Source organism: Butyricimonas sp. BSD2780061689_150309_C8 (assembly GCF_015560935.1).
Classification (GTDB): domain Bacteria; phylum Bacteroidota; class Bacteroidia; order Bacteroidales; family Marinifilaceae; genus Butyricimonas; species Butyricimonas paravirosa.
The window spans coordinates 34,747-49,204 of the sequence record NZ_JADMSV010000004.1 but is presented as its reverse complement, the minus strand read 5'-3'; the positions used below and the strand labels follow the sequence as shown (position 1 = coordinate 49,204).

Below are 14,458 nucleotides of genomic sequence, written 5' to 3'. Positions count from 1 at the left end.
TATTTCTTTTAATTCTTTTTTTCACGTGCCATCTCTATCATTTGAGATAATTCGGCGACGATCTCATCATCACTCCCTGCAGCCCCAGTCACGTGAAACCGGATTTGTCCTTGTGGATCGATCACAAATTTTGAAGGAATCCCGGTTACGCCATAACTCTTCACTACTTCATTCGCTTTCGTTTTCGGATCTTTTAAATCCATCAACAAACGAAACGAGTAATCGTTATCTTTCAAATATTTCACGGCCTCTTCAGTCGCATTGTTCTCTTTTTCCCACGTGTGGATGAATAAAAATACCACATTCGGATCATCTCGATATTTCTCTACGGTCTTTTGCATCGCCGGGAACGAACGCTTACACGGGCCGCACCAAGTAGCCCAAAAATCCAACACGACAACTTTTCCACGCAAGTCTGCAAGTTTTACAACCTTTCCCTCCGCATCAGGCAATGTGAAATCCGGAGCAGACCGGGAAATCATACTCTTAATAATTTCCTCGTTTCGTTGATCAGCACGAGCTTTCCGCAATCCTCCGATATAAGTATCACATCCTTTCCCACTACCGTTTAGTTGTATATAAAGTTCCTCTATTTTATGATTCACTTCTTCGTCTGCCTGTCCCGCTTTGATCATATCCGCCAAACACAAAAATGATTCCAACGGTCGTCCGGCTTCTGCCATTAACAAAGCGTAAGATTTATCACGTCTATGGGGAGGCATTTTTTCCATAGTCGCTAACGCCTCTGAATGTAAACCCGCCTCGTAACAAGCTGTTGCATAATTAGACAAATACGAGGGATAACCTCTCATCGCGATGGCTAAACTTGCCTTATCACCCTCTTTTTGCAATTGTTCGCAGTTATCCACGGCAAGCTTGTAAAACATAAGAGCATGTTCCATATCCCCGCATTTACTTAAAGCACCCGCAACCACAGAACACGGTTCTCCCAACCATCCTTTCGTAACGATCCTATCAATATACTCCTTTGCCTTTTGCCAATTACCATTTCTCGCGTATGTTCCCGCCACACTACTCCGGGCATAATCATACACGATACTTTCTCCCAATTTTTCCGGTGGAAAACGTTTCATCCATTTTTTGAATAATACCTCTTGTTTCTCCGGATTCATTTCCGAGTAGATATAGGTGTTTAAATAGCGATTTCTGGCTAAAACCCCATGAGGGAATTTTTTTACAATCACATTTTGTATTGAATCAAATGTAGCCTCCATTCCCAAATAATAGAAACACTGTGCCACGTCCGAATAGACACTTTCCTCTTTTCCTTTAAGCTTATAGAGAAGTTCCGATTTAAAACGAGCCAACGTCTCGCCTCCGGCTTTTTGAGCCTCTAACGCTTTTTTCTGATTTTCATTCATCGGCCGCTGAGCCATAGCACACAAAGCCAAAACGATATATAATATCGTCAATACAATACTTTTCATAACAATACGAATTAAATTTATGAATGAAGGCGCCTAAGAAATTCTTAGGCAACCTTCACTAGCTGATTATTGAGCGATAAAATCGAAATCGGCAATACGACCGTCAAATTCATACACGGCAACCGGCTCCGCACCGAGTACTCCACTGGAAATATCCGACTCGATCACATAAATCTTACCTTTACCCGTCGAGCTATAAGTTGCTACAAGCAAATACTTATCCTTTGTACTATTTTCCAGATTCAAACCTGCATTCTTGAAAAGTTCGATGCGTGTAATCACTTCCCCGGCAGCAGGAGTCCAAACCGCAGTTGCACTTGAAGTTGCGTCATCCACATTGTAATTCATTCGATATACGTTAGCGTCAGTAGCATAAAAAACAACCGGACCACGTTCCCCCGTCGCAAAACTATGGGCCAAAGCGATGTCCGGACAAGCACTTATATCCATCGCACACTTAGAAGTATAGGCACTGGCTGTCGATTTATCCGCAACAAATACATACATATAACGTTTGCCGTCGTCAACGGGATTTTTGAAGAAACAATAATTTATTTGATTGTCACTTTGCCAATAACCATTTGACCAATGAATCAAATCCTTTCCCACGTTGCCAAAATCAAAATGTGCAGCCGAATTAATAACCGGGTCAATTTCAGCACTCCACATTTTGGAGAAAATAAACCGACGATGCAGACCATCGTAAAACAACGAATTCACTTGCCAAGTTGTATTTCCGGCCACCGCATAATAATCATCATTTTTCATGGCCATCGGCGTTAACTGTAAACCTCCCGAATTCGCTTTATAAGCCACACCGTTATTGATAAAGAAAGTATTATAGTTACGAACAAAAATTCCGTTCAGATCTTTAACAGCAGGAATCTTCCCGGCAAAAAGGCCATCAAACTCATCTGCAATACTCATATCTATTGACGAAAGACGAACCACGTCCTCCCCGGATGTCATATATAAATAATAAAGATCATAAGAAGCATATATTGCACTCACCAATTCTTTCGGTTCTCCGGTAAGCGGACGGGTGGGATTTACCGTAGAATAAGCATTACGATTATAAGAGGTCTCTGTCAACGAACCATTAAATAGCGGAGAGTACACAATATCAATATCACTTCCCCCTGCATTTTTATATAATACAGCTAACCCGGAACCAATCACACCCTCTACCGTCAATCGCCAATCCATTGTGGTTTTCAATCCACTCGTCGTATCAGTAGCTGTAAATACCAAATAATACGCACCCGGTATTGCCTCGATCTTCACGTCCAATTCTCTCTCGGTCGAAATCGTGTAATCCGGATAGTCATCACGTGTATAATCATGTGAATAACCGGTTCCGTATGACGAAGGCCCTATATATGGCTCATCCGATTTGTAGAGTTCCCATTTATATTTGAGTACACTTTTATCCCCATCATAAATAAACTTGGGCGTCAACGCGAAAGAACTAAATTGCTTGATCGTATACGTATGTTGTATCCCCACCGTATCCACGTAAAAATTTCCGAGGTCGGCATAATTATAATTCCCCTCGTCATCCAAACATGCCGTTAGTCCCATGACGAACAACAGAAAGATAACTTTTATCGATGTATATTTTTTCATAATAACTTCTCCTCTCATGATTAATTCGCTAATCCGGAACCGATTTCCAACGGGTCCCCATTATCATTCATATAAGGCTCGTCATGAGTCGCATTGTACTCGTTCAATAAATCGATCAATTCAGCGATGAAAGCATGTAATTTGTTACCATCATCCGAATAACCTGTATTCGGATCGATCATTCCCAGCTCGAACAAATCCACATCACCGTAATAATCCAGAATAAATTTATAACGAGCTTGAGTGAAAGGCCCCGCAACATTCGTAAAACCGGCCTGCCACCAAGCCGGCTGAATCAAATAATCACACCAAACAAATTTATAAACAGCATATTCCTCCGGTCCTTCCTCAAAGTTTTCATTTGCCTTTACCCGAACGGTCAACGAAGCGACCTGTTCTGCAAGATCTATTCCCTCCACCTTACGTTTCACAGTAACGGGTAACGTCGCATAATAAGCTCCGGCCGGAATCTCCATATCTCCCAACGTGTAATCGTTGGAAGAAACATTCGTTCCGTCCTCCAACACTTCTAAAGCAAAAGTACGCGCTCTATCAGAAACCACCCCGGTTACATAAACCATCAGATTCAAATCATAAGATTGTATCGCATCATCATATTTTTTGAACGAGAAGATAACGGAGTCTGCCGTTGCATTCTGTTCTTTATCACCTCCGATGTAAATTGACGGATTATCGCTGAAAGTATTTTTCTCATTCTCGCAAGCGAACAGAGCCATCAATATCGCACCAAGAATTACATATTTAAATATTTTCATAACTCATTTTCTTTATTTCTATTTCCAAACTCAATCTCTTCTTCCGGCATGGGCCATACATATTTAGCCTGATCCATGGCCATCGAATATGAATATCCATAACTTAAATAAGGAATACTTTTCTTATTCAGCCTTTTATAATAATACCACATGAGTCCTTCGCCATAAAACTCCCGTCGATACTCGTTTAAAATCTCATCCAACACCTGTGTTTCAGTTGAGGTTGCTGAAAATTCTTCCGTAATTCCCCGGTGAGAACGTATCTCATTAATAATCTCAGTACCTTCAGTGGTAGGATTACATTCGGCCACAATCAGTTTCATTTCCGGGAACCGGATGATCGGCATCAAATTTTTGAACTCGGCAGGCATATCCTCATATTGCCAAAACTTATTCGGCAAACGATAAATAGAGGAAGAACTCAGTCCCAAATCCTCACTCCAACCGTAACGGGTATTCCAACCGCGCCAATCTGTCGCATGCGGGTAGATTATTGCCGCATCCCGATCCATCACTGAAAATGAATACCCGGTAGCCCATGCCATTGTAATCGAAAATACGTATTCAATATTCTTTTCCATCTCCTCAACCCTCAATCTGAAAATATGTTCCGGAGTAAATGTATGATCCCGCTTTTCCTCGGCTATCGCAATATCATCAATCGAAGTCCACTTACAATCACTATCCGAAATAACCTCTTTTGCTTTTAATGCTGCATTAACCTTATCCCCCTTCCACATATACACCCTCGCCATCGTCGCCACCACGGCATAATAATTAAATCTAAACGTACGATCAAGCAAATAACCATTATCATCGGAAGTCGTGATCGCTCGTCCGGTACAAAGCGGATCCGCCACTTTCAAAAGAGCTGCAGCATCTTCCAAATCTTTCAGTATAAGATCTATAGTCTTGCTAACAGTCTGTACCTCCGTGATATTATAATCAAAACGATCCACGTAAGGAATCCCTTGGGCCTCCGGATCATCTGCATACGCGGGAGCAAAAAGCCTCAGTAAATCAAAATGAAGAAATGCCCTCAAACCCAAAGCCTCACCATAAATAACGTTATAATTGTCTCTTGAAAACATGGCCGGATCTGCCTCTCGAATATTACCGATGATATTATTCACGTTAGCTATTGTCGTGTAAGTCTTTTGCCAAACATCGTTAATCAATGATTTGGCCTTCGTACTCGTATAACTATACGTACTGAGAGGATATTGAGTAGCCGACGTCCCGACACGGGAATAAATTTTTGCCATGGCATCCAATGACACCGTCATGTTTAACCCGTACATTGATTTCTGTACCATCAACGTGTAAACACCCCAAAGAGCGTCTTTATAACCGGCTTCATCTTTCAGTAACTCCGACGACTCAACCTGAGTTTTAGGTTTCACATCAAGCCAATCATCGCATGAAATAGAGAAAAGCGAGATGATGATAAAAGAAAGAATAATTTTTATTGTTTTCATTGTCATGCGGTTTTAATTAAAACATTACCTGAAGCGAAAACGAGAACGTACGTGCAAACGGATAGGAAGTTCCTCGTTCTATTTTCACGGACTGCATTCGTCCGAAATCAGTCATATCAAACGAAAGTCGAAGACGTTCCATCCCGATACGTTTAATCGCCTCAATTCTCGTCAACTCGTAAGAAAGATTAAGAGATGAAATCACAAACTGATCATCATCCTCGACAAAGCGGGAAGTTGCTTGAGTTGTCTCTTCATTCTTTATATTTTTATACAAACTCACGTCTCCCTTTTTTACCCAACGATCGGAAAAAATTCGACGATCAACGTTGTTTTCCAAGTTCGCATTTTCTACCTTATCAACCAATGTCTGGTTATACACTTGTCCTCCGAACTGATAACGGGCAGTCACATTCAAACTAATTCCCTTGTAATCAAAATTAAATCCAAGGTTCCCTTGAAGTGTCGGTTCTGTATCCCCACAAATCTGAAGATTATCGGAATCCCATTCATACGTGCGTGTTCCTTCCGATGTAATAAAAAGTTCATCTCCACACGCAGGATCGATTCCCATTGATTTCACCGCCCAAATCGCTGACATAGACTGCCCTTCCTCATAACGAGTAATCGGTTTATTGGAAACAGAGGACGTTTGGGTATCGTTATACGTCTGCAAAAAGTTAGAAATCTGTTTGATCGTATTTTTATTATGTGATGCGGCCACAAATATATTCAGGAAAGCATCCTTCGACTGCTCCTGCCAAACCCGGTATTTAAGACTGATTTCATAACCAATATTCTCCACTTTTCCCAAATTCTCTTTATATGAAGTAAATCCAGTAGAAGAAGGAATCGTTACATCGGTTAATAAATCGTCTGTAACTGTCGAATAGTAATCAAAACGCCCCTGTAATCTCCCGTTAAACACACCAAAATCAACCCCGAGATTCCGATCATATTTTCTTTGCCACTTCAAACGAGAATTAGGCATCCCAGCCAAGACAGCTCCGATATTACCGTTGTAAGCACTGGACGTGTAGTAGGAATAAGTTGCAATCGACTGGTACGAATTGAAATTTTGTGAACCCGTGTATCCCAAAGAACCACGAAGTTTCAACTGTGAAAGGATACCTGAATCCGTCAATGAATGAAAGAATTTTTCTTGATGTAGATTCCATCCTAAGCCTAACGACCAGAATGTACCCCAACGATTATCACTACCGAATTGAGATGAACCGGACAAACGAAACGACGCATCAAAAAGATACCGATTATCGTAAGAGTAGTTCGCAGCACCGACAAAACCAATATCACGAGTAGTAGATTCGGAAGCAGAGGGACGTCCATCTTTATAATACTGTCGTGCAAAAGCTAAATTATCAAGTTTATCATTAGAAAATCCTTCTGCTTTAAAGGTCACCGACTCCGATGTAGAATTATTCAAACTCCATCCCACGTTAGCAAAAATCATGTGTCTTTCACCTAGCTGCACGGAATAGTTTGCCAGCACGTCTGCAGACACCGCAAAAGATTTTCCGTCACCATAGATATAGCTGCCGCGTCGATAAATCTTTTCTTCATCCTCTTCCCAACCGATAAAATCCGTGTGTGATGCAGGATGAAATATTTCACTACCCGTATCGCTCTTGTTCAAACTCACCCGTCCGGTAAATTTAAATCCTCGTGCAGGCGTCCATTCCACGTAGAAATTATTTACAAACTGCGTGTATTCGGAAAAGTCCTTCGTGTTGATCGTGGCGTTCCATACAGGATTATAAACATTCGTATTTTGATATGTACCAAGACGTTCTCCAAGTATTTTTATAACGTTACCATCATCATCCCAACAACGATAATAAGGATTCATCGAGGTATATTCACTAAATGAACCATACGGAGAATTCTCTCCCTTATTATAGGTTACTGAAAAACTATTCTTTAGCATGATATTATTATACCGGTATGAAAGTGTCACACCTCCAGAAAACGTGTTCCGATTAGAACCTTTCATCACACCAACCACATTATTATATGAAACATCCAGACCATACCGGAAAAAATCATCCCCTCCTTCAAGGTAGATAGTATGTTTCTGCCCAATACCATTTCGTAACGGTATCGACTTCCAATCAGTATTAACCCCGGCAATCACCTCTTTCATCAGTCCGTTATAGACCTGATCCCATGAATATTGTTCAACCGGATTTCCCCATATAGACGAACCGTTATCCCTGAAATAGGTATATTTCCCTGCATTGAATTCTACTTCCAACTTTTCTGCTGCATTACAAAGATCATAACTGGTCAAATCTGGAAGTTGAACGTTCATTGTGCCCGTGTAACTCACTCTCAATTTTCCCTTTTCCGGCTGTAACGTTTCAATGACTACCACCCCATTGGCAGCTTTCGATCCGTATATGGCCTTGGCCGCGGCATCTTTCAAAAGTGTCACGCTAGCCACACGATTCATATCCATATCCATCACATAAGTTAGCGATTGCTCAAAACCGTCAACAATAAATAACGGATTATTAGGATTCGATGAATATTCTCCTTTCAAATCCGGGAAACCGGACTGCCCACGCATCGTGATCTCGTATTGCTGATTCGGATTCGAACCGTTCGCAAGACTTTCAGCGATACGAAAGGAAGGATCAAGATTCTTAATACTCTGCAATACATTCGTATTTCCTACCCGACGAATTTCCTCCCGAGAAAACGATTGGGCTGCACCGGTAAAACTATTCGCTTTGCGCGTAAACATTCCGGTAACCACGACCTCATCAACTTCTGTAACATCTTCTTCCATCACAATCCGTAAAGTATCTCTCGTGTTGGCTGTAAAATCTACTTTTTGTGATTTATAACCAACAAAAGAAAACTCTAAGGTTCCCGCATTCGCAGGAATATCCGGCAATTGAAACCATCCGTCCATGTTAGTTGCTGTCCCGATAGAAGTTCCAACTAACTTAACCGTCACGCCCGGCATAGGTCGTTTTTTCGTATCTGATACAAAACCTCTAAGTTGAAGTCCCTTTTGATTCTGTGGGATTTCAGTTTTTGGAGCTATCACGATAGTCTTACCGACAAATTGATAGGTAAAATGTTCCCCAAGAACCAAACGTAAAACGTCTTCCACATTCACTGTTAAATTTGGGAGCCGAACCACCTTAGCCACGTCAATCTCATCATCGCTGTAGAAAATGTCATATTTCAACTGCGTGGTTATCGTACTAAACACTTGATCAATCGTCAGACTCTTCTTCTCGAAAGCCACACTCTCGGCCTGACCATAAGCGGTTGCATGCACTTGCATCAACCCGACTAGAATCCAAAAACAAATCAGCTTCATAAGCAATAACATTTTTTTTATTCTACTTTTCCAGTAAAATAAACCTACATCCTCATTTTTTTCCATAAATTTGTAGTTACATTAAATATTTATTAATCCATACGGGTTAAGATAAGAACGGGAGCCGCAATCTCTCGTTCTTTTGATCTCGTATATGTTTATCTATTTTTCAAACTTGCCGTTACCACATTTCCTTTCACGTTAAATTGTACATCTGAAGTCATCTGAAGGAATTTAAACATTTCTTCTAAAGGTTGGTACTTGTTGACCACTCCCGAAAAACGTCGAGTTTTAATCTCCTCGTTCATGTAAAACATTTTAAAATCATACCACCGCTCTAATTTCTCGACCAATTCTTCAAACGTGTATGCTTTAAAATAGAATTTTCCATCTCGCCAAGACGTGTACAATTCCGGCAAAACTTCTCTCAGTCCAGCTTTTCCGGTTCTTACATCAATCTGGTATTGCTCGTTCGGTTTCAGTAAAACTTCTTTTTCCTCTTGATTAATCATCACGGAACCTTCAACCAAAGTAGTCTGCCAAAAACGATCATTCGAATACGCACACACGTTGAAAGCTGTCCCTAATACCCGAACTTTTCCAGCCTCCGTGTGTACATAGAAAGGTCTGTTCGCATCTTTTTTCACCTCGAAATAAGCCTCTCCTTCCAAAAATACCTCTCGTCGGTTGGAAGTAAATTTCTCCGGAAAACGTAAAGAAGATTCAGAATTAACCCAAACCACCGTTCCATCTGGTAATTCTAAAGAATACTCCCCACCTTTCGGAACAATCAAGGTATTAAAAACCAAAGAATCTTCCATTCCTGTCTCATTTACATGATAGGAAACTTTCCCCGTCACCGTGTCATTCACAATCTCCACGCCCGCATTTTCCGAGGAATAAACTCCTTGATGCTCGTTTAACGCTAACCGTACTCCCGTTCCCAAACGCAATTCCGCCTGTAACCTACCGGGTTTTATCACTTCTGCACGTACAATTTTTTCCTCCGGCTCCGGACGGGTAACGACATAAACCAAAGAAACACCCAATACAAACATGGCTGCATATTTACAAACCGACAACATCCATTTTCTACCCCTTTTCGATTGTATTTTCCGCCAAGCGTTATCCACGTCATAACGATGAGACTCCAATCCGTGCATGGCCTGCCGGATTTCGAATTGTTGTTGCAATATCTTTTTTTCCTCCTGAGATAGCTCTCCCTCCTCCGGCCTTCGCCACAGAGAAGTCAAACGCTCCCAATTATTTTCCAGAAAATCGTTCATTTCGTATCTATTTTCCTATACGACAATCATCCTTCAAAAGAAGGTGAGTTAAAAATGAACTTTTTTCAAAAAAATATCACACATAAAAAAACAATCTGATTATCAAGAGTAATATATCCCATTTTATCCCATCAATCCTTATCCTTGCAAAGCTATAAAAAGCAACACGGGAGAATGTTCACCACCTACCCTAGCTCGAATATCCCGATACGCTTTCATCACGTGAGACTTCACGGTATTCACCGATATTCCCAATTCATCCGCAATCTCCTTGTATTTTTTCCCGTCTAAACAACTCATTGTGAACACAGTCCGACATTGCGCAGGTAAAGTTTGCAGAACCTCTTTTATTTGCTCCACACGTTGCATCTCCTCTTCCGAGTAACCGGAATTTTGTAGATCTTCAATAAACGCCATCAATGACGCCCCATGTTTTCGCTCTATCATTTTATGTTTCAACACATTTAAAGCCCGAAAACGTACCGAAGTAAAAAGATAAGATTTCACGGACTCCTGCACCCGAACCTCCTGCCGACTTCTCCAGAGATACGTGAAAAGATCCTGCACCACGTCTTCTGCCTCCGCCTGATCACCAAGAATCATGACTGCATAATCGCACAATGGCATATAGAACATTCTAAACACTTGTTCAAATGCCCCTTGGTCTCCATTCTTTATTTTAGCGAAAACTTCTTCCATGATACAATTCTCACCACTCATGGAGACAAACTTATATAAAAATCCGGATTCTCGAACAATCAGATGGGAAAAATAATCCAAAATAATATCACGAATATACGATATCCACTAGAATAATTACTTGGCACAACTAGACACACGTAACAAACTCCAAGAACAGATCCTACAAAATTACCAAGTTGTTCACCTAGGCACATTATACAAAATCAGAACTTCAAGAGCATATTGAAAAGGCGATCTGTCAACTTCTTCTCCAATATCAAAAGATTTTCATAATGAATCGTTTCAGATGGCAAAAACATTCTCCAGATTGTCGAAAAACAAAAGGTCGTGCTTTCCCCAAAATAAAGCACGACCTTTTCAAAATTCAACTAAACTCAAGCTACAAATTAACCATTTTCACATAAGTTTCCCTGAATCTGTTGATAACTTCAACTTTAATCTTTTTTGCCGTAACCGAAGGTTTGACCCGGAATAAATGATCGGTTCTATAAACCTTCACTCTACCAGAATCCAGAAAATCCTGATCTATATCCGAAAATTGTTCCATATATCCCTTTAAAACACCGTCTTCATACCATCTCACTTTATAGGAATTATCCCAATCCCAAACATTGGCAACGACATATTCAGGTTGAGAATCGAACTCACCAGGCCTGTACACCTTAAATTGATAATCTAAATCATGCCCGGTTGATTTAAAATGCCATTGGACATTATTCCCGTCAACCTCAACACTCATAAATCCATTCGGGGTTCCACATCGACTCGCATTTCCCTGCCAGTGGAATCCACATACTGCCCCCACATTATGCTCGTAAATATTTTCCGCCAGAATCTCATTTTTATGAAAATGCGTATGGCCGGAAAAAATATGTACATTATAATCTTTGAGGACATCCAATACTTGCTTGGAATTTGCAATATTAAATATAGGAGCATGTACGTTTAAAAATACAGTCGTTCCGGTTTTCACGTAACTCAAATCTTTCTTCAGCCATTCCAACTGTTCTGCCGTTAATTGAGTATAATACTTTTTATCCCCTAAATACTCAATATCTTTCATACAAATAACATGAATATTCCCGATATTCAAAGAATAATCAGTCGGTCCAAAGAAAGCCTCGTACGTTTGTTCGCCATAACCTTTCGTTTTATCAAGAGTCCGGCCAGCCTCTGCATACCGTTTATCAAAATCATGATTCCCTATAACATGCATCATCGGAATATTCCATGACGCAACGGCACTGGTATACAACGGGTATAAATGTAATGCATCACTCACGATATCCCCCTCGACAAAACCATAAACCTCTCCTTTTATTGTACTCAAAAATTTTTTCACGTCGGGTACTGTCTCCGTGAAAAAACGAACAAAATGAAAATCATCTTTAGGTTGGGGATCAGAAAAAACCAGATACGTGAATTTCCCTGTAGCCTGTTCCCTTTTTTTCAAAATAAAATCATACGAAGTAGACAAATTTTGCTTTTCAATTGGCTTGTAAAATTCTATCAAATTAAGCTCGTTAACCGGTACATGACAATTAGAAGGCACGGTAATCCTGACATAACGGCATTTAGCAGTATCGGTAAGCAAATGATATGCCCCTTTTTGATCGGTAATCGTAAAATTTATACCATTATTTACAATAACCCCCGGAATAGGACGATGTTGTAAATCCATCACTTTACCCTTTATGTTTACTTCCGTCTGACCAACAGCACAAAAACTAAACATACTGATCCAAGAGAACAATAATAATTTCAATGTTTTCATCATTCTAAAACTTATTACGTTATATAACAATCTATCACTTATTACGCTTTAACAAGCTTGATTTGCTTGAATATTTTAATTAACAGTTCCGGTTCTTTTGTTGAAGCCAGACTTTTCTCCAATTGAGTTGTATCGTCTTCATATAAAAGCGTGTTCGCACAGTCCAGCACGTGACTCAGTAAACGAATGGCTTCCTCTCTCGTTACATTTTTTTTCTTGACTGCTTTCACGATATATTTATTTATCTTATTAACAGCATGATAAATAGCTGGTTTGGCAAATTCTACTGTCGTGCTGGAAAAACCGACATTCTGATCGTATGTACGAGTGTAATTAGCTTGAAATCTACTCCACTTTTCCGTACAAGGCTCTCCCAAATAATGAGGTATTTCAAATGCTACCTTACTCGTCGTTTCATATACATGATACACGTATTTTTCTTTTTCAGTTTTCTCAGAACCAGCCCCGGTATGTACAAGGGATTCCTTTCCTGAAATCGCATTTAACGCCTGACCAAAACCACAATAAGGATATAACAATCCTAAAACACAAATAATAATCACTCTTGTATTCATATTCTATTTTTATTGTTGCCAAATAAGTTTTATCGTCAAATCATCGCCTCCCATAGACTCTTTCGCAGCCTGATAATTTTTCATATTTGTTCTCTGTAAAACAGACGGATATTTAAAACGACGGGGAATTTCCTGATCTTTGGGAATACCGTCACCCTTAGGAATTGCAGGTAAACCCGTTCGATTATATTCAAACCATTGCTGATAATCACAAAAATACAAGGCGAAATATTTTTGCAGCATAATTCTTTCCAAAGTCCCGTCATAGCCTGCTACCGGATTATTAAAATACCCTTCCGGAATTTCACCTCCCCACTGTTCGATAGAAGCTCTTACCCCGTTTTCATAAGCTATCCGTTCATCTAATGTTACGATGCCTTTCTGGGCCAATTCGGCCTTAATCAATTCCAACTCTGCATAAGACATTAATGGTAATTTCATCGGGGCAACGGCCAGTGCCTTATTGGGAGTCGAAGCCTTTCCTGCCGGTTGTATAGCAAAACCCGCAGGCCACCCGATGTAGTCATCCTTCTGTTTAGACACGAACAAAGGAAGTCTCGGATCATTCCATGATTTCAACGTGTTAACAAGAAATTCCGAACAAGCCCGATAAGAAGTAAAATCATTAGCCCTATTAAGAGGAGCCTCCTGGGGATAAACCCCGGAAATCTCAACTAATGCCGCATCGCTATTAGACTCAAATACAGGATACATTTCAGGGGTATTGATCATTTTTTGTATTTCACTTCTAGCATCATATTCCGCAACATTCAACATTTTCAGAAGAACACGCAAGCGCAACGAATTACAAAACTTTTTCCATTTGAGAATCCCCTCGCCGTCGACCGTCTTGTAAAGCATATCTCCCGAAGTATTATACTTCAGACTACCAGATACATCAAACAAAATATTAGCCGTTTCCAATTCTTGTAATATATTTTTATATATGGCCAGTTGTTTATCGAAAACCGGATAATATAATTGCTCGTCTCCGCGACATGCCTCCTCCATCGGTACATCCCCGAAAGCAGAAACTAACACATCAAACATATAACTTTGTAATACTTTAGACACAGCCTGATAATTGACCTCTCCAAGTTTTTCAGCCTCTTTTTCCATAGCTTTCGCATTTGCCAACCATTGATAATAAGTACTCCAGCTACCGTCACCTTCACTATCAGAAACATACCACCAGCCTATATCATTCGTATTACGATAAGAAATAATGTTTCCCATCAACTCGTAAGTATAGTTATTAAAACGTTTCCAGCTAAAAGAAGATACATTATACAAGATCGGATCGAGAAACGAACCAGGATTAGCTTCATTAAGTCGAGTCGGGTCCGTGTTCAACTTCTCGAATGGAGTACATGCTGAAAACAGTCCTCCTATAAAAATTCCTCCCAATAAAATATTCCGAATACTTTTTTTCATGTACGTA

Annotated in this window: 10 protein-coding genes; all 10 read right to left on the bottom strand. The window is 40.2% G+C overall.

The genetic code is table 11. From position 1 onward, the window contains the following. Positions 1-8 precede the first annotated feature (8 nt). Entirely contained in the window at positions 9-1,448 is a 1,440-nt protein-coding gene (locus I2I33_RS05805; protein ID WP_087420897.1) for a TlpA family protein disulfide reductase, read from the bottom strand. Between the two features lie 66 nt (positions 1,449-1,514). Continuing rightward, the gene (locus I2I33_RS05800) at positions 1,515-3,074 is read right to left on the bottom strand and encodes a PKD-like family lipoprotein (RefSeq protein ID WP_158572038.1); all 1,560 of its coding nucleotides are present in this window, start codon (positions 3,072-3,074) and stop codon (positions 1,515-1,517) included. Between the two features lie 20 nt (positions 3,075-3,094). Next, positions 3,095-3,850, bottom strand: a complete 756-nt coding sequence (locus I2I33_RS05795) for a DUF4843 domain-containing protein (protein WP_087420895.1) — start codon at positions 3,848-3,850, stop codon at positions 3,095-3,097. Beyond that, a complete protein-coding gene (locus tag I2I33_RS05790) occupies positions 3,847-5,328 on the bottom strand; it encodes a RagB/SusD family nutrient uptake outer membrane protein (RefSeq protein ID WP_162613759.1) in 1,482 nt (493 codons plus the stop codon). Before I2I33_RS05790 ends, I2I33_RS05795 begins: the two co-directional genes overlap by 4 nt. A gap of 16 nt (positions 5,329-5,344) precedes the next feature. Then, a complete protein-coding gene (locus I2I33_RS05785) occupies positions 5,345-8,680 on the bottom strand; it encodes a SusC/RagA family TonB-linked outer membrane protein (RefSeq protein WP_162613758.1) in 3,336 nt (1,111 codons plus the stop codon). A 158-nt stretch (positions 8,681-8,838) separates the two neighbouring features. Further along, complete coding sequence (locus I2I33_RS05780; protein WP_087420892.1) at positions 8,839-9,966, bottom strand: FecR family protein; 1,128 nt, start codon at positions 9,964-9,966, stop codon at positions 8,839-8,841. A gap of 138 nt (positions 9,967-10,104) precedes the next feature. Then, entirely contained in the window at positions 10,105-10,686 is a 582-nt protein-coding gene (locus I2I33_RS05775) for an RNA polymerase sigma-70 factor (RefSeq protein WP_087420891.1), read from the bottom strand. A gap of 361 nt (positions 10,687-11,047) precedes the next feature. Then, positions 11,048-12,445, bottom strand: a complete 1,398-nt coding sequence (locus tag I2I33_RS05770; protein ID WP_087420890.1) for a calcineurin-like phosphoesterase C-terminal domain-containing protein — start codon at positions 12,443-12,445, stop codon at positions 11,048-11,050. 38 nt (positions 12,446-12,483) lie between these two features. Further along, positions 12,484-13,017, bottom strand: a complete 534-nt coding sequence (locus tag I2I33_RS05765; protein WP_087420889.1) for a hypothetical protein — start codon at positions 13,015-13,017, stop codon at positions 12,484-12,486. 9 nt (positions 13,018-13,026) lie between these two features. Continuing rightward, positions 13,027-14,451 (bottom strand): SusD/RagB family nutrient-binding outer membrane lipoprotein, encoded by a 1,425-nt coding sequence (locus I2I33_RS05760; protein ID WP_087420888.1) that lies wholly within the window; start codon positions 14,449-14,451, stop codon positions 13,027-13,029. Between the last annotated feature and the right edge of the window lie 7 nt (positions 14,452-14,458).